19 protein-coding genes are annotated in these 21,205 nt (G+C 63.9%); 12 read left to right on the plus strand and 7 right to left on the minus strand.

Annotation, left to right across the window (positions count from 1 at the left end):
* Positions 1-77 precede the first annotated feature (77 nt).
* Positions 78-911: a deaminase gene (locus tag DM374_RS33620; protein ID WP_225422440.1), complete on the minus strand. Its 834-nt coding sequence runs from the start codon at positions 909-911 to the stop codon at positions 78-80.
* A 348-nt stretch (positions 912-1,259) separates the two neighbouring features.
* On the opposite strand from DM374_RS33620, the gene DM374_RS03835 reads away from it, so the two are divergent.
* Positions 1,260-1,934 carry a hypothetical protein gene (locus tag DM374_RS03835; RefSeq protein ID WP_110968671.1) on the plus strand — a complete coding sequence of 225 codons (675 nt, stop codon included), beginning with the start codon at positions 1,260-1,262 and terminating at the stop codon, positions 1,932-1,934.
* Between the two features lie 113 nt (positions 1,935-2,047).
* On the opposite strand, the gene DM374_RS03840 is transcribed toward DM374_RS03835, so the two are convergent.
* The 5 genes from DM374_RS03840 to DM374_RS03860 form a co-directional block, all read right to left on the minus strand.
* Entirely contained in the window at positions 2,048-3,658 is a 1,611-nt protein-coding gene (locus DM374_RS03840; RefSeq protein ID WP_110968672.1) for a gamma-glutamyltransferase family protein, read from the minus strand.
* 36 nt (positions 3,659-3,694) lie between these two features.
* Positions 3,695-4,474, minus strand: coding sequence for an amino acid ABC transporter ATP-binding protein (locus tag DM374_RS03845; protein ID WP_110968673.1), 780 nt, complete (start codon positions 4,472-4,474; stop codon positions 3,695-3,697).
* Positions 4,475-4,476: 2 nt separating this feature from the next.
* Entirely contained in the window at positions 4,477-5,253 is a 777-nt protein-coding gene (locus tag DM374_RS03850) for an amino acid ABC transporter permease (protein ID WP_110968674.1), read from the minus strand.
* Positions 5,254-5,265: 12 nt separating this feature from the next.
* The gene (locus DM374_RS03855) at positions 5,266-6,072 is read right to left on the minus strand and encodes an ABC transporter substrate-binding protein (RefSeq protein ID WP_110968675.1); all 807 of its coding nucleotides are present in this window, start codon (positions 6,070-6,072) and stop codon (positions 5,266-5,268) included.
* A gap of 71 nt (positions 6,073-6,143) precedes the next feature.
* Positions 6,144-6,812, minus strand: coding sequence for a GntR family transcriptional regulator (locus DM374_RS03860; protein ID WP_110968676.1), 669 nt, complete (start codon positions 6,810-6,812; stop codon positions 6,144-6,146).
* A 532-nt stretch (positions 6,813-7,344) separates the two neighbouring features.
* On the opposite strand from DM374_RS03860, the gene DM374_RS03865 reads away from it, so the two are divergent.
* The 7 genes from DM374_RS03865 (at position 7,345) to DM374_RS03895 (ending at position 16,586) form a co-directional block, all read left to right on the plus strand.
* Positions 7,345-7,893, plus strand: coding sequence for a GNAT family N-acetyltransferase (locus DM374_RS03865; protein ID WP_110968677.1), 549 nt, complete (start codon positions 7,345-7,347; stop codon positions 7,891-7,893).
* A 282-nt stretch (positions 7,894-8,175) separates the two neighbouring features.
* Positions 8,176-10,593 carry a glucose/quinate/shikimate family membrane-bound PQQ-dependent dehydrogenase gene (locus DM374_RS03870; protein WP_110968678.1) on the plus strand — a complete coding sequence of 806 codons (2,418 nt, stop codon included), beginning with the start codon at positions 8,176-8,178 and terminating at the stop codon, positions 10,591-10,593.
* A 94-nt stretch (positions 10,594-10,687) separates the two neighbouring features.
* Positions 10,688-11,965 (plus strand): carbohydrate porin, encoded by a 1,278-nt coding sequence (locus DM374_RS03875; RefSeq protein ID WP_110968679.1) that lies wholly within the window; start codon positions 10,688-10,690, stop codon positions 11,963-11,965.
* Positions 11,966-12,231: 266 nt separating this feature from the next.
* Positions 12,232-13,467, plus strand: a complete 1,236-nt coding sequence (gene eutH / locus DM374_RS03880) for an ethanolamine utilization protein EutH (protein WP_110968680.1) — start codon at positions 12,232-12,234, stop codon at positions 13,465-13,467.
* 29 nt (positions 13,468-13,496) lie between these two features.
* A complete protein-coding gene (locus DM374_RS03885) occupies positions 13,497-14,300 on the plus strand; it encodes a helix-turn-helix transcriptional regulator (RefSeq protein ID WP_110968681.1) in 804 nt (267 codons plus the stop codon).
* Between the two features lie 220 nt (positions 14,301-14,520).
* The gene (locus DM374_RS03890) at positions 14,521-15,288 is read left to right on the plus strand and encodes an SDR family NAD(P)-dependent oxidoreductase (RefSeq protein WP_110968682.1); all 768 of its coding nucleotides are present in this window, start codon (positions 14,521-14,523) and stop codon (positions 15,286-15,288) included.
* 26 nt (positions 15,289-15,314) lie between these two features.
* A complete protein-coding gene (locus DM374_RS03895) occupies positions 15,315-16,586 on the plus strand; it encodes a D-arabinono-1,4-lactone oxidase (protein ID WP_110968683.1) in 1,272 nt (423 codons plus the stop codon).
* Positions 16,587-16,811: 225 nt separating this feature from the next.
* Here the strand turns inward: DM374_RS03895 and DM374_RS03900 are convergent, their stop codons facing one another.
* Positions 16,812-17,426: a LuxR C-terminal-related transcriptional regulator gene (locus DM374_RS03900; RefSeq protein WP_110968684.1), complete on the minus strand. Its 615-nt coding sequence runs from the start codon at positions 17,424-17,426 to the stop codon at positions 16,812-16,814.
* Positions 17,427-17,593: 167 nt separating this feature from the next.
* Here DM374_RS03900 and DM374_RS03905 point away from each other — a divergent pair, with 167 nt between their 5' ends.
* Genes DM374_RS03905 through DM374_RS03920 form a run of 4 tightly spaced genes read left to right on the plus strand, consistent with a single transcriptional unit; the run spans position 17,594 to position 21,194 of the window.
* Complete coding sequence (locus tag DM374_RS03905) at positions 17,594-18,082, plus strand: dimethylamine monooxygenase subunit DmmA family protein (RefSeq protein ID WP_110968685.1); 489 nt, start codon at positions 17,594-17,596, stop codon at positions 18,080-18,082.
* Entirely contained in the window at positions 18,079-18,999 is a 921-nt protein-coding gene (locus tag DM374_RS03910) for a PDR/VanB family oxidoreductase (RefSeq protein ID WP_110968686.1), read from the plus strand. The genes DM374_RS03905 and DM374_RS03910 overlap by 4 nt, the downstream gene beginning before the upstream one ends.
* An 18-nt stretch (positions 19,000-19,017) precedes the next feature.
* Positions 19,018-20,034: a heme-dependent oxidative N-demethylase family protein gene (locus tag DM374_RS03915; RefSeq protein WP_110968687.1), complete on the plus strand. Its 1,017-nt coding sequence runs from the start codon at positions 19,018-19,020 to the stop codon at positions 20,032-20,034.
* A 29-nt stretch (positions 20,035-20,063) separates the two neighbouring features.
* Positions 20,064-21,194, plus strand: coding sequence for an aminomethyltransferase family protein (locus DM374_RS03920; protein WP_110968688.1), 1,131 nt, complete (start codon positions 20,064-20,066; stop codon positions 21,192-21,194).
* The last annotated feature ends 11 nt before the right edge of the window (positions 21,195-21,205 follow it).

Here is a 21,205-nt window from a genome sequence, read left to right on the forward strand (position 1 = left end):
CTGTAAAAAGTGAAAGTGGCGTAAGTCTGTCATTCGACAGAGGCTTTTTGTGCGATTGAGTTCAAGAGAGAAACATTTTACGAAGACAGGCAATGGCTCAAGCCAGAGAAATCCACCTGGTAAATGCCCCGTGCGGCCCTGACCGGAACCGGCGGCGTGATTGGCCGGACATCGGTCAGTTCCCAGGCAAGCCAGCCCTGCGCATAGCTGCTGGCGCAGGCGGCCGGGATGTCGGCCTCAACGAAGGGGCGAACCGCCCTGACCCGCACGATGGCGACGGCATGACCATCGTCTTCATCGCCATCGACATGAAGGAAGCGCTCGTTTTCAACGATCAACAGGTCCTCGTTTGGGTCCAGATGCGGGTGCCAGCGGCGCACTTCGAGGGTTTTCTGGCCGGATGCAATGCGCCCGCCGTTGGGGCTCACGATGGACAAGGCCTTGAGGGGCTGCACGCGGTGCAAGTACGGGCCCAGGTCCTGACGAGCCTGGTCTTCAAGCAACCCGACCGTGACCTCTATTCCGGCTTGTCGGAGCATGGCAACACCTGCTCCGGCATTACGGGGGTCGGGATCGAGCATCGAGACATGCACTCGCGCGATACCCGCGGCAATCAAAGCCAGAGCGCATGAAGGTGTCCGGCCGGTGAACGAGCAAGGCTCCAACGTGACGTAGGCCGTCAGGTCATCGAGCCCCTGCTCCAGTTGTGAGAGGGCCATCGCTTCCGCGTGATGCTGTCCTGGTGACTGGGTGTAGCCACTGGCAATGATGGAACCATGGCGCGTGATGACGCATCCGACGGGAGGGTTGGGCAGACAATCAGGAAGCGCGCGTCGTCCTTGATCGAGCGCCTGCCCCATGAAAAACGAGTCTGTATCGGAGAACGCATTTAGTTCGCTGGGAAGCGACATACCAGGGTCCTTGGTAGCGACATGACGCGGTCAGGATACAGGGTGAGCCCTTGAGATGCTGTGATCGCGTTTGCGCGGCGGGTACTGGAGGCAGATTACCCGGGGCGCAGCTTGACCCATCACAGGATCGATAGATGGCCACTCGACATCACCCCCTTTGCCTTGCCACACTGCCTCTCGTTCACGCAAGGGATCCTGTGCCATGGAAAGCGCCTCAGCCCTCAAGACAGCACGCCTGCTGCTGCTCCCGCTGCAACCGGGCGACGCCCCGCCATCCAGCAGCCGAACCCGGCAAGAAAAGAAGCCCGACACATCAGCGAGCAACCATCCATCCTGAAGGGGAGTCTTATGAGCACCTACTACACCATTAATGTCACCAACAATTCAGGCTCAGGCCAAGGCTTCTTTTTCTTCCAGTCACCAATCAGTTCTACAGGCGGGGCGGCGCAGTCACACTCGCTGTTCCAGGCAAATTTGCCGGCTTACGCGACCTCGGGATCGGTGCTGACATTCTGCGTTTTGCAACAGTACTACGCGTGTGCCCAGACCGAACTTCCGACAGCCGCAACGAACACCCCGTTCAACGGCATCACCTCCAGCCAGCCGATCGAGCTGGCCCTGCCAGCAGGCCCTTCGGACAACAATTCGACCAATTTGAGCGTCAATCCGTTGGGGCTGTCGCCCGCCTACCCGCAAGCAGGCGTGATGCCAGGTGCATTTCGAATCGTCACACCTTTCTATGACCCCGAAGCGAGCGGAACTATCAATATCGGCCTGGCCGTCAAATTTCCCCGCGATGGTTCCATAGCCATATCAAGCCTGCTCGAGGCAGCGCCCAACCTGACCGTTGACTGCCAGCCAAACCTGCAGTTCTGGGTGCAGACCGGAGAATACCCACAAGGCTACTTGCTCAATTTCCCGGGAGTGTCCCAGGACGCCGCCGTCTGCGATGCCCGCACCGGTAAAACCACATTCAACGTTACTTACAACCTGGACCTGACGTGGACGGTGACTGCTCAGTAACGGTGCTCTCACCGTAATTGGCGGCGCTCAAGCGGCGATGACACCTGGGCTCCACCGCTGATTGAACGCAGCCGATGGCTGCCGGTTTTCCCGGCAGCCATCGGCGTTCGCCGTCAGCAAACCCCGATATGCGAATCCGCCCGCGGCTCCGTCCCACCCCACAACACACCCGTCACAGGGTCCCGCAGAATGATCTGTCCCCGGCCATAGTCGGTAAGGTCACTCGCCACCACCACCTCATGCCCGCGTCTCGCCAGGGCATTGATCAAGTCACGCGATGCCCCCTGCTCTATTCCGACCTTCATTTCGCCCAGCCACTGCCAGCGCGGCGCATCCAGCGCGGCCTGGGGGTTGAGCCCGAAATCCACCAGGTTCATCACCATCTGCACATGCCCTTGCGGCTGCATGTAGCCGCCCATCACGCCGAACGGCCCAAGTGCCTGGCCGTCCTTGGTGAGGAAGCCGGGGATGATGGTGTGGAAGGTCTTCTTGCCCGGTGCGAGGCAGTTGGCGTGCTCGGGATCAAGGCTGAATTCCTGCCCGCGGTTCTGCAGGGCAATGCCGCTGTCGGGCAGCACCACGCCGGAGCCAAAGCCGTGGTAGTTGCTCTGGATGAACGAGACCATGTTGCCCTCGGCATCCGCAGTGGCGAGGTAGACGGTGCCGCTGGCATGGGGATCGCCGGGCTTTGGCGGCTGCGCGTGTTCACCGATCTGTTCGCGACGACGGCGGGCGTAGTCGTCGCTGAGCAGGTCCTGCACCGCCACCCGCATATGCTGCGGGTCGGTGATGTAATGCAGCCCGTCGCTGTAGGCGAGTTTCATGGCTTCCAGTTGGCGGTGCCAGGTGCGCTGACTGTCGCGGTGGTCGAAGTCGAAGCCTTCGAGGATTTTCAGCGACATCAGGGCGACCAGGCCCTGGCCGCTGGGCGGGATTTCCCAGACGTCGACGCCACGGTAGTTGATGTGGATGGGGTCGACCCACTGCGCACGATAGCCTTCGAGGTCGCTGGCGCGCAGGTAGCCGCCAGTGGCGCGGGAGTGAGCATCGAGGCGTTGAGCCAAGGCGCCACGGTAGAGGCTTTCGCAACCGGTGGCGGCAAGTTCTTCGAGGGTCTCGGCCTGGGCCAGGTTGCAGAACAGCTCGCCCGCCCGCGGCGCGCGGCCGTCGATAAGGAAGGTGTCGAACCAGGCTTGCAGAACGCCGTCGCGGTGCGGGGTGAACTCCTTTAGCGCGTTCTGCCATTGATGGGCAACCATCGGTGACACCGGGAAACCATCGCGGGCGAGGTTGATGGCCGGTTGCAACAGGTCGGCGAAGGGCAATTTGCCGAAGCGCCGGGACAACTCGGCCCAGGCCGAGGCACAACCGGGAACGGTGACCGGGGTCCAGCCGTAAAGCGGCATGTGTCCATGGCCGGCAGCCTTCACCGCTTCGACGCTCAGTTCGGCCGGCGCCTGGCCGTTGCCGTTGAGACCGTGCAATTGGCCCTTGGTCCAGACCAGGGCGAAGGCGTCGCCACCGATGCCACAACCGGTGGGCTCGACCACGGTCAGCGTCGCCGCCGTGGCGATGGCGGCGTCAATGGCGTTGCCGCCCTTTTGCAGGATGTCGATCCCGGCCTGCACCGCCAGGGGCTGTGAGCCGGCGACCATACCGCGCCGGGCGAACACGCTCTGGCGCTGGGAGGGATAAGGGTATTCGTGGGCAGAGAGATTCAACATGACGAAGGCTCTTCAACTCGGAATTCAGGAAAAGGCTCACAGCACGCGGCTGAGAAAAGCCCGGGTACGCGGGTGGCTGGGGCGGTTGAAGATCTGTTCCGGCGGGCCCTGTTCGATCAGTTCGCCCTGATCGAGCACCACCACGCGGTCGGCCACTTCCTTGGCGAAACCCATTTCATGGGTGACCACGACCATGGTCATGCCCTCCTCGGCCAGCTCCTTCATCACCTGCAGCACCTCGCCGACAATTTCCGGGTCGAGGGCGCTGGTGGGCTCGTCGAACAGCATCGCCTGGGGTTTCATCGCCAGAGCCCGGGCGATTGCCACCCGCTGTTGCTGTCCACCGGAGAGCATCGACGGATAATGCCCGCCCTTGTCTGCCAGACCGACCCGCGCCAGCAGTTTCTTCGCCTGCTCCAGCGCTTCGGCTTTGGCTACGCCGAGCACCTGGATCGGCGCCTCGATGATGTTTTCCAGGGCGGTCATATGGGGGAACAGGTTGAAGCGCTGGAACACCATGCCGATATCGCGTCGCTGGCGGGCGATATTGCGTTCCGAGTCGCGCACCAGGCTGCCGTCGGCGCGCTCGCGGTAGCCCATGGCGTGGCCGTTGACGCGAATGCGCCCGGACTGAATGTCTTCCAACAGGTTGATGCAGCGGATAAAGGTGGTCTTGCCCGACCCCGAGGCGCCGATCAGCACCACCACTTCGCCGCGCCGCACTTGCAGGGACACACCCTTGAGGATTTCCAGCGCGCCGAACGACTTGTGGATGTCCAGCGCCTCGATGACCAGTTCTTCGCTTTTGTGCGCCATGTTCAGCGTCCTCTCAGCAGTTTCAGGGTGCCGCGGCCGAACATCCGGCTAGCCGCCGGCGGCGGTGACGATGGCCGTTCGGACTGGCCGAACCGCGTCTCCAGCCAGCGCTGGAAGAAGCCCCAGAGAGTGGTCAGCAGCAGGAAGTAGATAGCGACGACGAGGTACAACTCGAAGACGCGGAAAGTCGCCGAAGTGACCATCTGCGTGCTGAGCAGCAACTCCTGCACGCCGATCACGCTGACCAGGGTGGTGTTCTTCAGCATCACGTTGAACTCGTTGCCGATCGGCGGAACGATGACGCGAAAGGCCTGGGGCAGGACGACGCGGCGCATCAGCTTGCCGAAGGTCATGCCCAGCGAGCGCCCGGCCTCGTACTGGCCCTTGTCCACCGCGCCGATACCCGCGCGGATGATCTCGGACATGTACGCGCCTTCATTCAGGCCCAGGGCGATGATCGCCGCCTGGATATTGCCGGGCACCACCAGCCCGAGGAGCTCGATGTCCTCGAAGCGGAAGATCCCGCCCGCCGCCAGCGCGGTGTAGAGAAAGACGATCTGCACCAGCAGCGGCGTGCCGCGCATCAGCCACACATAAAAGCGCACCGGCCATTGCAGCAGCGGGTTCTTCGACAGGCGCAGCAAGGCCGCCGCCAGTCCCAGTGCGCAACCCAGCGCCATCGCCAGCACGCTGATCAGGCAGGTCAGCCAGAGCCCGGTGAGGTACACCCCGCTGGGCTGCAACAGGTATTGCCAAAACACATCCCAATTGAAGTTCATCGCTCGGATTCCTCAGTCGAGAGTGTCGCTGCTGACGTGCCAGGTGCTCAGCAACCTGGCGTAGCTGCCATCGCCGCGCATGTCGTCGATCACCTGCTGCACTGCGGCGCTCAATTGCGGATCGTCCTTGCGAATACCGAGGCCGGTGAGGATGCGGCTGAATGCCGGCACGCCTTCCTCGAACAGATCTGGCGCCATCGCCGCGTAGTAGCCGGCGGTTTCCACGGTGGTGCCGTAAGCGTCCACCTGATTGATGCGCAGAGCCTGGAAGGCATCGGTGTCGGTGTTGTAGACCACCGGCTTCATCGGCGCCTTGCCCGCCTTGGCCAGGCTGTCGTTGTGAGCGTCGAGCAGGGTCTTGATGGTGGAGCCGTTGAGCACCGCCACTTTGTGCCCGGACAAGTCATCGAGGGTCTTCAGGCCTTTCGGATTGCCCTTGGGCACCACCACCGCCTGGCTGGAATACATGTAGTTGACGATATCGATCACCTGGCGCCGTTCGGGCTTGTCGAACAGTTGGTCGACGATCATGTCGCACTGCCCCGCCAGCAGCGCCGGCACCAGGCCGGAGAACGGGATCACCCGCCACTGCACCTGCTTGTTGCCCAGGCGCTTGGCGATTTCCAGCCCCAGGTCGACGGTGAGGCCGCGCGGCTTTTGCGCCTCATCGAAGGAGACCAGGGGCGGCGAGTCCATCCCCGAGCAGTAGGTGAGTTTTTCGACCGTCTTCAGGCGATCCGGTACCTGGGGCGCGCCGGCGGCCCATTGCGTACTCAGACCGAGGGAAACAGCCACCAGCAAGGCGCGGCGTAAATGCATGACCAGACACTCCACTTCGTTGGAAAACGGCAGGATTCAAAGTCAAAACACGGGCGGGTTCGGACCCGCCTCTATTTTTCCGATTGCAGAAACTGGATCAGCGCCGGCACGGTGCCTTCGATGTGCTCGCGCACCACGGCTTCGGCGCGGGCGGCGTCGCCGGCGCGGATCGCGTCGAGGATCACCGCATGTTCCTGGCGGGCGCTGAGGGGTTTGTCGCCGTGCTGCAGCCACAGACGCATCGGCGCCTCGACCAGCGAGTACAGGGCGGAAATCTGTTTCATCAGCCGCGGGCGGCCGCTGAGGCTGCACAGGTATTCGTGGAAGGCGCGGTGCCGGCTGACCCACTGCGCGCTTTCATCGCGGTAGTCGTCCATCTCGTCGAGCATCCGCTCCAGCGCCGCCAACTGACGCTCGCCGATGCGGCCCACGGCGACCCGCACCGCCAGCCCTTCGAGGGCGCTGCGCATTTCGAACACTTCGTGCAATTCCTCGATATCCAGCCCACTGACCACCGCGCCGCGGTTCGGGCGCAGGGTCACCAGGCCTTGGGCGTCGAGGCGGCGGAATGCCTCACGTACCGGCATGCGACTCATGCCGATCTCGTTGGCGATGTCCTCGGCGATCAGGCGGTCGCCCTTGCGGTAGCGGCCACAACAGATGGCTTCCAGCAGGAAGTTGTAGGCCTCCTCCTCGGCGGTCTGCGGCTGACGGTCAACGTAAGCGGGAGCGAACTGCATTGCGGCACCTTTTGTATTTTTGTATCCAATTATCCATGTATCCGAAAAAGCAGAATGCGTGCCAGGTTGGTGGGCGAGCGTTCAAGTGATTGATTCGGATGGAAGGAGGGTTGGGAAACGGGCTGGTGAGGCGAGGGCAAGCGTGTGGGCGGTGCTACCAAATGGCTCAACTAGTGCGCCAGAAGCGTGCAACGTGGTCGCGGAGGTAACAAACGGGGGCAAGCGGCCCAACGAACGAAATGTTCTGACAGTGACTCAACGCAATACCCACTCGAGATATCGGCGGAGGCTACAAAGCCTCTCCCATTTCCGACTGTATTGGAGGCAGTTCCCCAGTCATGCTTTTCCGCCCCATGAGTCGTTGTCAGACATGGCGGCTGTGCACGGGGCGCCTTCGTGCGCGCCGGGTGCGTAGGTCCGGTCTACCAACCTGCGCACAGCCGCCACCCCTTCGGTGATGTCGAGTGGCCCCTCGACATCACCGCCCTTGCGTTGCGAAACTACCCCTCGCCCTCGCAAAGGATCCTGCGCCATGCACAGCACCCCCACCCTCAAAACCGCCCGCCTGCTACTGACCCCGCTACAACTGAGCGACGCCTCGCCCATTCAGCAGCTCTTTCCCCATTGGGAAGTGGTTCGCTACCTCGACAGCCGCGTGCCCTGGCCGTACCCCTACGACGGTGCGCTCACCTACGTCCGCGACATCGCCCTCCCCGCCATGGCCGCAGGTCGCGAATGGCACTGGATGATTTGTCTCGCGGCGGAGCCTGAGCAGAAGATCGGCAGCATTTGCCTGTACGACGAGCCCGGAAACAACCGCGGTTTTTGGCTCGCGCCGCAATGGCAGGGTCAGGGCTACATGCGGGAGGCGTGCGAAGTGATCAATGCTTATTGGTTCGAGACTCTGGGGCGGCCTGTCATGCAAGTGCCGAAGGCGGTGGAGAACGAGGGCTCGCGCAAGGTTTCCATTCGCGAGGGAATGCGGTTGGTGGCGACACAGGAAGGACGTTTCGTGTCAGGCGCCATGCTGAAAGAGGTGTGGGAGATGACGCGGGAGGAGTGGCTTCATCGATCGAGCTGAAGCCGTTGACGCCCCTTCTCCAACCTGCCCCCAGACCATGGCACGTTGCAAAATTGTAGGAGCGGCTTTAGCCGCGATGCGCCGCACAAGCGGCGCTCGATCTCAAGAACGCCGCAACACCATCCGCAAGCGCCAGCCAGCAAACCACCCCGCATGCGTCTAATCTCCCCTTTGTCAAGCCGACCAATTGCGTGCATTTGTCGCAGCTTTTTTAATGGACCACCTAGTTAATTAGCTAGCTAAGCGTATAATCGCCCGCATTCACACAGCGAGATGTTCCGCATGAAACAACCTTCTCAGGCCTCTGGCCTCAGCAAATTCATCCTCATCGGGCTGGGCGTGGTCGTCGCCCTGCTCGGCCTTGCACTGGCCGCGGGCGGGGTTCGTCTGACCTCTCTGGGCGGCAGTTGGTACTTCCTGATCGGTGGCCTGGCCATGGCGGTCGCGGGGGTGTTGATCGCCCTGCGCAAACCGGCCGGCGCCTGGCTGTTCGCCGCATTCCTGGTCGGCACCGCCGTCTGGGCATTGGTGGACACCGACCGTAGCTTCTGGCCGATGTTCTCCCGCCTGTTCATGTTCAGCGCCATCGGCTTCGTCGTCGCGCTGGCCTACCCGACGCTGGTGCGCGCTTCCGGCGGCACTGCCGGGCGCGGTGCCTACGGCGTCGCGGGCGTGCTGGCGATCGCGCTGGTGTGGGCGGTGGGCAATATGTTCGTCGCGCACCCAACCGTCGCCGCCAACGGCAACGGTCCGGGACTGACGCCGGTGGACCCGGCCAAGGCGCAGAAAGACTGGGCTCACTACGGCAACACCGAGGGCGGCAGCCGCTTCGCCGCGCTTGACCAGATCAACCGCGACACCGTCAACAAGCTGAAAGTGGCCTGGACCTACCAGACCGGCGACGTCGCCCTCAGCGACGGCAACGGTGCCGAAGACCAGCTCACCCCGCTGCAGATCGGCGACAAGGTGTTCATCTGCACCCCGCACAACAACCTGATCGCGCTCGATGCCGACACCGGCAAGGAGCTCTGGAAAAACCAGATCAACGCCCAGTCCAAGGTCTGGCAGCGTTGCCGTGGCATGGCCTATTTCGACGCCACCCAGGCCGTCGCGCAGCCGACCCAGCCCAACAGTTCGCCGATCATCGCGGCCACAGTTGCGGCCGGCGCCAACTGCCAGCGTCGCCTGCTGACCAACACCATCGACGCTCGCCTGATCGCAGTCGACGCTGACACCGGCGAGTTCTGCCAGGGCTTCGGCAACAACGGCCAGGTTGACCTCAAGGCCGGTCTGGGCAACGTGCCCGACTCCTACTATCAGTTGTCGTCGGCACCGCTGATGGCCGGCACCACCGTGGTGGTTGGCGGTCGCGTTGCGGACAACGTGCAGACCGACATGCCCGGCGGCGTGATCCGCGGCTTCGATGTGATCACCGGTGCAATGCGCTGGGCCTTCGACCCGGGCAACCCGGAAGACAAGCAGGCGCCAAACGGCGACAGCACCTACGTGCGCAGCACGCCGAACAGCTGGGCGCCGATGTCCTACGACCCGGCGCTGAACACCGTGTTCCTGCCGATGGGCAGTTCGTCCACTGACATCTATGGTGCCGAGCGCACCGCGCTGAACCACAAGTACGGCGCTTCGATCCTCGCGGTCGACGCCAGCACCGGCGCCGAGAAGTGGGTCTACCAGACCGTGCACAACGACCTCTGGGACTTCGACCTGCCGATGCAGCCGAGCCTGATCGACTTCACCAAGGACGACGGCAACACCGTTCCTGCGCTGGTGATCGGCACCAAGGCCGGGCAAATCTTCGTGCTCGACCGCGCCACCGGCCAGCCGCTGACCAAGGTCGAGGAAGTCCCGGTGAAAGCCGCCGGCATCCCCGACGAGCAGTATTCGGCCACCCAGCCACGTTCGGTCGGTATGCCGCAGATCGGTGCGCAAACCCTGACCGAGTCGGACATGTGGGGCGCCACTCCGTATGACCAACTGCTGTGCCGCATCGACTTCAAGAAGATGCGCTACGACGGCCTCTACACCGCGCCGGGCACCGACCTGTCGCTGAGTTTCCCCGGCTCCCTCGGCGGGATGAACTGGGGCAGCCTGTCCACCGATCCGGTGCACGGTTTCATCTTCGTCAACGACATGCGCCTGGGCCTGTGGATTCAGATGATCCCGTCGGCCAACCAGGGCAAGGCCGCCGGTGGTGGTGAAGCACTGAACACCGGCATGGGCGCGGTACCGCTCAAAGGCACGCCGTATGCGGTGAACAAGAACCGCTTCCTGTCGGTTGCCGGTATTCCATGCCAGGCCCCGCCTTATGGCACCCTGACCGCCATCGACATGAAGACTCGCCAGGTTGCCTGGCAGGTCCCCGTCGGCACCGTGGAAGACACCGGCCCGCTGGGCATCCGCATGCACCTGCCGCTGCCGATCGGTCTGCCGACCCTTGGCGGCACCCTGTCGACCCAGGGCGGCCTGGTATTCATTGCCGGCACTCAGGATTTCTACCTGCGCGCCTTCGACAGCGGCAACGGCAAGGAAATCTGGAAATCCCGTCTGCCAGTGGGCAGCCAGGGCGGTCCGATGACCTATGTCTCGCCGAAGACCGGCAAGCAGTATGTGGTGATCACCGCCGGTGGTGCGCGTCAGTCGACCGACCGCGGCGACTACGTCATCTCCTACGCCCTGCCGTGACCTGACCCCGCGCCCGCCCTTGCGGCGGGCGCACGTTTTCCCGCGCGGCCTCGGCCGCGCGTTCTGTTTTGGCTTTACCCCGGGAACCTCCTTCATGTTTTCTGTTTTTTCCGACCGTCGTGCTGCCCTGCTGCTGGCGGCCTGCTGTCTGACCCCCGCCTTCGCTAACGCCTCCGATGTGTTCGACCGCTCGACCCTGACCGGCGACTGGGGCGGCCTGCGCAACCAACTCGAATCCGACGGTATCCGCTTTACCGGCGACTACAGCGGCGAGACCGTGTACAACGCCGACGGCGGCCTCAAGCGTTCGGCGCGTTACTCGCAGAACCTCAAGCTCGGCGTGCGCTTTGACCTGGACAAACTCTACGGCGTCGACAACGCCGGCGTGGTGCAGTTGACCATCAACGACCGACGCGGCAACGACGGCTCCGGCGACTTGGTCGGCAACCGCCTGCCGGTGCAGGAAAACTTCGGCGGCCTCTACACTCGCCTCACTGAGCTGAGCTACGAGCGCAGCCTGTTCACCCCCGCGCTGGACGTGAAGCTCGGCTACATGGCCATGGGCAACGACCTCGGCGGCCTCGACAGCGGCATCCTGTGCAACTTCATGAACGCCGGTTTCTGCGGGCATCCGCTGAACATGTCCGGCGGCAGCGGCTGGACCAACTACCCCAACGCCCGCCTCGGCGTGCGCCTGAAGTACAGCTTCAACCCGGCCTGGCAGGTCCGCGTCGCGGCATTCGCCGTCGACCCGGACAGCAACGGCAACTCCAGCCGTGCCTGGCATGTCATGCCCAAGCACAAGACCGGCACCGTGGTGCCGGTGGAGCTGGTGTACAAGAAACTCGATGGCCTGGCGGGCGAATACAAACTGGGCTGGTACTACGACAGCTCCGACGCCAAGCGCATCGGCAGCAACGAGGAAGTCGCCGGTCGTGGCGGCCATTACCTGCTGCTGGACCAGGCCATGTGGCAGTCCGGCGCGCTGTCCGGCCAGAGCCTGCATGTGTTCGGCCAGGCTGCGGCGGCCAGTTCGGCGGCGTCGCCGTTCAGCAAGTGGTACAGCACCGGCGTGGTGCTCAAACAGCCGTTCGCCAGCCGTCCCAACGACACCGTCGCCCTCGGCTTCGGTCGCGCGGTACCTAATCCACGCAGCCGCGAAGTGCAGGAGCAGAACGCCCTCGCCACTGGCCAGGACTTCCCCAACCTGGGCAACGCCGAGCGCCTGATCGAGCTGAGCTACGGCTACCAGGCGACCCCTTGGCTGATGCTGCGCCCGGATGTGCAGTACATCATCGAACCGGGAGCTTTCTCGGGCAGTGATATCGATAATGCGCTGGTGTTTGGGTTGCAGGTGAAGGCTGCGCTTTGACGTAGCCAGCGATAGCGGCCGGCCGGCAACAGGGTTGTTGCGGCCGGCCTCATCGCCAGCAACTCCAGCAACATTTCATCCCCCCTCCTATACCCCCCGGTATATGTACAGAACGGCGCCCGCCGCCGTACCTTGCCTATCACTCCGGCAAGCGTCCCTCACAACAATCCCGCCCCCGGAGCCGGCGCCAGCCTTGCGCTTCGGCGTCGCCCTGCAGCATCCCTGTCCAACTGCCAATAAACCGAACAAGAGAAGAGGCAGCAATCATGGAAAACATCGGCACGTACATCATTTATCTGATCATGGCCTGCGCCGTCATTGGCGCCATCGCCTCGATCGTCGACGCCGAGTCGGCGCTCGGCAAGGAGTTCACTGCGGGCCTGCACAGCATCGGCCCGATCTTTATCCCGGTCGCCGGGATCATGGCCTCGATTCCCTATATCTCCAGCTTCATCGCCACCTTCATCGCGCCGATATTCCTGTGGATGGGCGCCGACCCGGGAATAGCCGGCCCGATCTTCATCGCCTCGGACATGGGCGGTTATCAGCTGGCCCATAGCCTCGCGCAAAGCCCGGAAGGCTGGATCCTCGGCCTGCTGACCGGCTTTCAGTCCGGGGCCACGGTGATCTTCGTCATTCCGGTAGGGCTGGCGATGCTGCGCAAGGTCGATCACAAGTACATGGCGCTCGGGGTCATGGCCGGGCTGTTGACCATCCCCCTGAGCATCATGGTGATTGCCCTGGTGACCCAATTCCTCGGCCTCGGTGTGCGGGCGGATGTCGCCACCACCGGCGCCGCCACCCAGGTCCTGCACTTCACCCTGCCGATGCTGTTGCGCAACCTGATGCCGCTGATTCTGTTCTGTCTCGCCCTGGCTGCCGCCCTGCGCTACCTGCCCGGGTTGATGGTGACGCTGTTCCTGAAACTGGGTCAGCTCCTGTATCTGCTGGTAACACTGGTGCTGGTCGCCTCCATCGTCGAGTACTTCACCTCCGCCTTCAGCCACCTGTTCGGCGGCTGGGGCTTCGCGCCGATCATTGCCGACCAGGCCGACCAGTTCCGCGCCCTGGAAATCGCCGGCTACATCGGCATCATGCTGTGCGGCGCGTTCCCGATGGTGTACTTGATCAAGCGCTTCCTGTCCCGGCCGATCGAGAAGGTCGCGACACGCCTGGGCCTGTCCGCGGTAGGCGCCGCCGGTGTGCTGGCGGCCTCGTGCAATATCCTGGCGATGTTCCGCCTGGTGCAGGACATGCCGGCCAAGGACAAGGTGCTGGTCATCGCCTTCTCGGTTTGCGCCGCCTTCACCTTCGGCGATCACATGGCCTTCTCGGCCAACTTCCAGCCCACTCTCATCCTGCCCCTGATCATCGGCAAATTGACCGGCGGCGCCCTTGGCATGCTTCTGGCTTACTGGCTGGCGGTGCCGAAAGCCGTGGAGATGGATCTTTCGGACATCGCCGGGCAAGCGCACTTCGAGGCCGCGCCCCGGCTTGTTTGAGCCCGAAACCAGAAGGCGTGGCAATCACAATGAGAGCTGAAGAAGCGACACGCCTGTCGGCGGTCATACGCGCGGCAGGCAGCGAGGCACTGGGCGCTGCGCTGGATGAGATGGTCCGGCACACGCTGGCGTTCGATATGAGCTGCGCCTACCTGTTCCGCTTCAACCACAACGCGCTGCTGATCCACAACGGCTACAACCAGTCGGTGCCGGAAAAGACCCTGGCCGCCTACCTGCGTGGGGGCTATCTGCTCGATCCGTTCTATGTCGCCTGCATCAACGAACACCCCGCCGGCCTCTGGCGCATGAGCGACCTGGCCCCCGACAGTTTCTTTTCATCGGGCTTCGCCATCTCCAGGGACCTGCATCCCTGCGTCTCGTCCGGGCAAGGCAGCGAGATCGAGGAAGTGGGGTTTATCGTGCCCATCCGCCCGCAGGTCGCAGTGGTCTACTCACTGATGCGCAACCTCTCCAAGGGGCCGTTCAGCGACGACGAACTGGCGGAACTGGCACTGATGGCTCCGGTGCTGTCATCGGTCTTCGAACTGCATTGCCGGCTGGCCCTGGGCGACCAACTGGTGGACCCGCAACGCAGCGATGTGATGCTCGAAGACGCGTTCATCGACATGCTCCAGGGGCAACTCACCGATACCCAGCGCTATGTCGCCAAACTGGTGTTGCAGGGGCACAGCAGCACTTCGATCGCACGCACCCTGAATATCTCGGAAGGCACGGTAAAAGTGCACAAGCACAATATCTACCAGCGTCTGGAGATCTCCACTTACGCAGAACTTTTCCGTTTATTCATCAACTACATCGCCAGAACTTCCTGAACAGCCACCGTTATTGCCCCGGGCCTCTGCAACAGGCACCGGGGCTTTTCCGTGCACGAATCCGGTGCAACTTCCAATCGATTTAAATCCCCCCTTCTATACCCCCCGGTATATGGTTTTCCGTAACTTTCCCAGTCATTCTCAATACCACAGCGCCGGTTGCTGCCCTCCAATAAAAGCACTTCATTACGTGGCCTGTTCCACGTTCAGGAGAAACACAATGAGTGGACGCCTCAACGGCAAAGTTGCCCTTGTCACCGGTGGTGCGGGAGGCTGCGGCCTGGCCGCATCGGAGCTGTTCGCCGCCGAGGGCGCACGGGTTGGGATTGTCGACCTGCCGAGCAGCGACGGCAGCCGCATCGCCCATGCCTTGCGGGAGGCCGGTCACGACGTGGTGTTCGCGGCGGCGGATGTGTCCGACGCGGCACAAGTGGCCGCCGCCGTGGCCAGTGTGGAGGAGGCGTTCGGCCCGATCACCGTACTGATGAACCACGCCGGCATCCTCTGCGCCAAGCCTTTCCTCGACACCACCGAAGAGGACTGGGACCGGATCATGGCGGTCAACGTCAAGAGCATGTTCCTCGTGACCAAGGCCGTGTTGCCGGGAATGCTCGCTGCGGGTGGCGGCAGCATCGTCTGCACCTCGTCGATCTCGGCGGTGGTGGGTACACCGATGGAGGTGCTGTATTGCACCAGCAAGGGCGCCACCCATATGTTCGCCCGGGCCATCGCGGTCGAGTACCGTGATCGCGGTATCCGCTCCAACGCCATCTGTCCCGGCTTCATCGCCACCGCTCACGGCCTGCGCGAAATCGACACCCTGGGCAAATACGGTGTGGATGTCACCGAGGCAGCGATCGCCGCAGCCCAGGGCCGTCTGTGCCGCCCCGAAGAAATCGCCGCTGCCGCGCTGTTCCTCGCCAGCGACGACGCCAGTTTCGTCAACGGCGCGCACCTGTTCGCCGACAACGCCTACACCGCTCTCTGATCAGAACAACAAGCAGGAGATCTATCGTGACCACCTCGTCGAACAACATGCACATCAATGAGTTCGGGCTGGAACACGCCCACTGGCGCAACTGGGCCGGCAACCAGTCCTGCATCCGTGCCGAGCGCGGCGCGCCGACCAGTGAAGACGAACTGTGCAGCCTGGTCAGCGACGCAACGCGCCGGGGCCTGAACGTGCGCGTTGCCGGGTCCGGGCATTCCTTCACGCCCGTGGCGCTGACCAACGGCCTGCACCTGACACTGGGCAACCTCAGTGGCATCCGCCATATCGACTACGAGCGCAAACGGGTAACCGCCGGCGCCGGAACCACCGTCAACGCCTTCGGCAAAGCCCTGCGGGACGCCGGGTTTTCCATGATCAACCAGGGCGATATCGACAGTCAGTCCATCGCCGGCGCCCTCACCACCGGCACCCATGGCACCGGCCTGCAACTGGGCAACCTGGCGTCGTCGATCGTCGGCATGAAGCTGATCCAGCCGGACGGCCGCATCATCGTCGTCGACGAAAGCACCCCCGACCTGCTCCAGGCCGGGCGGGTGTCACTCGGCGTGCTGGGCATCGTCTCCGAACTGACGATGCAGGTGACCGACAGCTTCCATCTGCACGAACGCATCTGGCGGGAAGACTTCGAAAGCGTGATGGAAAAGCATGACGAATTGGCCAGGACACACCGGCACTTCAGCTTCTTCTGGTGCCCCACCGAACGCAGCCGTCACTGCTACTGCCTGCCCGACACCGCAGCCACCTCCAGCAGCGGCCGCACCACCGATGTCTGCGAGGTCAAGGTGATGGACATCACCGACCGCCCGCCGATTGAAAGTGCCTTCGAAAAAATCGCCTACAGCTCCGACGTCTACCCCATCGAATACCTGCCCAACTTCCATGAACTGGAATACGCCGTGCCGCTGGCCCACGCCAAAGAAGCGCTGCGGGCCGTGCGCAAGACCATGCTCGAAGACTTCCCGGAAGCGATCTACCCGATCGAGTACCGCTTCACAGCCGGGGATGGCGCCTGGATGAGCCCGTTCTTCGAGCAGGACAGCGTGACGATTTCGGTCTCCGGAGAACCGGGTACGGACTACTGGGGGTTCCTCCGGGCGGTGGATGCCATCCTGCGCAGTTATGGGGGGCGGCCGCATTGGGGCAAGCTGCACTTCCTCACCGGTGAGGATGTGGCGGCGATCTACCCGCGGGCCAAGGACTTCCGCGCCCTGCGCCGCGAACTGGACCCGGAGGGGGTGTACCTCAGCGAGCATTTGAGTCCGTTGTTCAAGTAGCTGTGGGCCTTGTGTCAGGACCCTCTTTGTGGGTAAGCCACTCCCTCTGTGTGTGGCTTGCCAGCGAGAGGCCAGCCCCGGCAATGACATCGCCGTGGCCGGCCTCATCGCCGGCAAGACCGGCTCCCACAGGGTCCTGCGCCAGGCACTGAAATTGCGTTCAGCTCATGGCCCTGTGGGAGCTGGCTTGCCAGCGATGAGGCCCTGTCACCCCCCTCAAGCCTCTCAGACCAACCGCTCGAAAATCGCCCCTTCCACCCCCAACACCTCGCCGCTGCTGGAGTAAATCCCCACCCCCGTCTCCCAGACATCCTTGATCCGCCCCTCCGCGCAGCGGATGCGGTAGCTGAGCTGATACGGCTCGTGCTTGAGCAGCGCGCACTGCACGCAGTACCAGATGTAATCGGCGTACTCATCGAGAATCAGCGAGCCGAAACTGCGTTGCGGATTGCTGGTGAGGTAGTCGGCGGGGTAGCCGGTCAGGGGCATGCAGCCGGCGCTGACGTACTCCATGTACCAACTGCGGTCGTTCTTGCCGCGGTAGATCAGGCCCGGCAGTTCATTCAGCAGGCCAAGGGCGAACGGAATCGGTGCAGCCGGCGCCATGGTTGCACGCTCAGCGGGCACGCCACGGTGCACCCGTGTCGCCAGCGCCAGGCGCGATTCCATGCGGAATTTGCGCAACAGGTTGCGCACGTAGATCTTCACGGTCCCGTCGCTGATTCCCAGCTCCCGAGCGATCTGCTTGTTGCTCAGGCCCGCGCCGATCAGCGTCAGGGTCTGGCCCTCGCGCTCGGTGAGTGCGTCCCAGCCGGGCGTCGACAGCGTGGCGTTGTCCATCCCTCTACTCCTGCAACCCTGGGGAATTGCCTGAGGGGGAGCAACTTCCATGCCCTTTCATGGCAACTACCCCTTTTGGCATACCTCCTCTAGCGGATTGAGCAAAATTTCTTCCGGGGAAATTATTTACCCCACGAAGAAACACGACTTTACCCGCCGAGGTGTCCATGAGCAGTATCGCCACCGTCCATCCGTTCAGCGTCCCGTGCTATCCGGCCAGCCCGTCGCGCCCGGCCATCGATCTGCTGGTGACCCGCGCCAGGGACACCCAGATAGCAGACGAACGCCAATTGGTGCTGACTGACTTCGCCGACAGCGCCGCCCTGCACCACGCCCTGAGTAGCCGCCTGGCCCAGGCCCGTTGCGGCCTCCGTCTGGAACTGCGCGGCGACGAGGCGTTTATCTGGCCGCTGCACGGCGTGGCACGGCAAGCCGGCCTGCAAGACGACGAAATCGTCCTCAGCCATGTGCAGGGCAGCCGCCTGGTGTTCTGCGTGCACTGCGCCCGCTGCCAGCCCGCCAGCCCGGAAGACACCCTGGTCTGTAGCCACTGCGGCGTGCACCTGGAGGTGCGCCGCCACTTCTCGCAACGGCTGGGCGCCTACCTCGGCGTATGCGCCGATGCCGAGCAACCGTTCGCCGAGGTGCACCCATGATCGACGTCCGTATCACCGCCATCCGCGAACTCACCCCGGTGATCCGCGAGTACTGCCTGGAAGCCCTGACCGGCGAGTTGCCCGGTTTCTCCGCCGGCAGCCACGTGCAAGTGCGCCTGCCCAATGGCCGGCGCAACGCCTACTCGCTGCTGGGCGACCCGGCCGACCGCCGCCAGTACCGCATCGCCGTACGTCATCAGGACGATTCCCGAGGCGGCTCGCGCTTTCTGCACCAGGAAATGAACGCCGGCGACAAGCTCGCCATCAGCGCCCCGGCCAACCTCTTTGCGCTCTACGGCAAAGCTCGCCAGCACCTGCTGGTGGCGGCCGGCATCGGCATCACGCCGTTCCTCGCCCATAGCCGCGAACTGCTGCGCCGCGGCGAAGACTTCGAGCTGCACTACGCCTACCGCGCCGGCAGCAGCGATGCCTACCTGGCCGAACTGCGCACGCTGCTGGGCCCGCGCCTGCATGAATACCCCAGCGGCACCCGGCGCCTGAACCCCGCCGCCCTGCTGCGCGATCGCCCGCTGGGCGCCCACGTCTACAGTTGCGGCCCGCAATCGCTGCTGCTGGCGATCCAGGAGCAGGCCGCCGCCTTCGGCTGGAGCTCCCGCCGGGTGCACAGCGAAGCCTTCGCCGCAGCGCAACCCGGCCAGCCGTTTCGCGTCGAGCTGCTGCGCAGCGGTCGACACCTGCAGGTCAGCGCCGAGCAAAGCTTGCTCGAAGCCCTCGAAGCCGCCGGTGTGGACGTGCCCAACCTGTGTCGTGGCGGGGTCTGCGGCCAGTGCCAGACGCCCTACCTGAAAGGCGATGTGGAACACCGCGACCATGTCCTCAGCGCCGCCGAGCGCGCCAACAGCCTGATGCCCTGCGTATCCCGCGGCTGCGGCAGCCCGATCCTGCTCGATATCTGACCCCGGAGACGCCACGCCATGAACCTGACTTTCACGCCGAACGAAACCTACCGGGACGACTTCAGTTTCCACAACAGCGCGGCGGCGATCGCGCGCTTCCCCTTCCCGTTCCCCGAAGACCAGTACATGTACTCGGTGAACATCGAGCCGGCGGTATCCCGCGATCCGGGCTCGGTGTTCGAACACACCTTCGACGTGGACGAACACTACGTCTCGGAAATGGCCGAGCGCGCCCGGGTGCTGGAGCAAGACCCGGAGCGCTGCATGGTCATGCCGCACATGGTGCCGGCGGCCTGGGACATCCTCGAAGTACTGATGGAACACCTCGCCCGCGACTACCCGGCGCACTTTCAGCTGACCCGCCACGGCGACGCCTGGCACTGGCGCAACCTCGCCCTCGGCATCGACCAGCACTTCACCTACGGCGACCCGGCCACCCTGCCCTGCGAGCCACTGGAATACATCACCCGGCAGATGCAGGGCGATTTCGCCCTGCTCGACCAGCGCGACAACGACCTGTTCATGGACGCCGGCATGGTCACCTGCCCGGCCGACTGGTCGCTGCGTTTCGACGCCGGCATGAGCTTCAAGCAGTGGCATTCGCCGGTACCGATCGCCAACCAGATCGGCGTGTTCGACCGCGCCCTCAAGTACCTGCTGAACATTCAGGTCGGCCAGCCGGTACGCCGGCTGAACTGGACCCTGACCATCAACCCGCGCCTGGACACCTCGCCCGAGACGTTCCACCAGTGGGGCAGCGACCGCAGCAAGGTCACCGCCGACAACGCCGGCGAGCTGGTGCACCTGCGGGTGGAGTTGCAACTGATGCTGCGCCTGCCGCGCTCCAACGCGCTGCTGTTCGGCATCCGCACGTACCTGATCAGCCTGGATGAGCTGGTCACCAACCCGGCCTGGGCGCAGCGCCTGCACCGAGTGATCCGCGACCTGCCCGAGGCCATCGCCGACTACAAGGGCATGACCCGTTACCGCCAGCCGCTGGTCCAGTGGCTGAGCCGCTTCGACCCGCAAGCCTGAACCCCGATTCACCACAAGAGGAATTTCCCATGAGCAACTCATGGCGCATCAGCGCGCTCCGCGAACGCCACCTGGCCCTCGGCTCGAACCTGGAAGACTGGAACGGCATGGGCACCGCATGGACCTACGCCAGCGACCTGGCCGACCACCACGAAGCGATCCGCACCCACGCCGGCTTGATGGACGTCTCGGGGCTGAAGAAGGTGCACTACGTCGGGCCCCATGCCGAAAGCCTGCTGCAGTACGCCACCACCCGCGACATCAGCAAGCTCTATCCGGGCAAATCGGTGTACGCCAGCCTGCTCGACGAAGACGGCACCTTCGCCGATGACTGCATCGTCTACCGCACCGGGCCCAACGCCTTCATGGTGGTGCATGGCGCCGGCATCGGCCACGAAATGCTGATTCGCTCGGCCCAGGGCCGCCAGGTCGCGGTGCTGTTCGACGACGACCTCCACGACCTGTCGCTGCAAGGGCCCAAAGCCGTGGACTTTCTCGCCGAGCACGTTCCGGGCATCCGCGACCTGCCGTACTTCCACCACCTGCAGACCAGGCTGTTTGACCGCCCGGTGATGATCTCCCGCACCGGCTATACCGGCGAGCGCGGCTACGAGATCTTCTGCAAGGCCGCCGACGCGCCGCTGATCTGGGACAGCATCCTGGAAAAAGGCCAGGGCCACGGCATCATCCCCTGCGCCTTCACCGCCCTCGACTGGCTGCGGGTCGAGAGCTACCTGCTGTTCTTCCCCTACGACAACTCGCAGATGTATCCCTTCGCCGACCAGAAAGCCGGCGACACCCTCTGGGAACTGGGTCTGGACTTCACCGTATCGCCCGGCAAGCGCGACTTTCGCGGCGCCGGCGAGCACTACCGCCGCCAGGGCCAGGAGCGCTTCAAGATCTTCGGCGTACTGCTCGACGGTCACAGCGCGGCGCAGAACGGCGACACCCTCTGGCACGACGGCCGCCAGGTCGGCGTGATCACCTGCGCCATGTACTCGCGCCTGACCGAACGCTCCATGGCCATCGCCCGCGTCGAGCCGCACATCGCCAGCCAGGGCCTGCCCCTGGAAGTGCGCGGCAGCCTCAGCGCCAGGGCCATCGCCCACAGCCTGCCATTCGACGACCCGGAAAAGAAAAAGCGCACCGCCAAAGGCTGAACGCTTCCGAC

This window comes from Pseudomonas huaxiensis (assembly GCF_003231275.1).
Classification (GTDB): Bacteria; Pseudomonadota; Gammaproteobacteria; order Pseudomonadales; family Pseudomonadaceae; genus Aquipseudomonas; species Aquipseudomonas huaxiensis.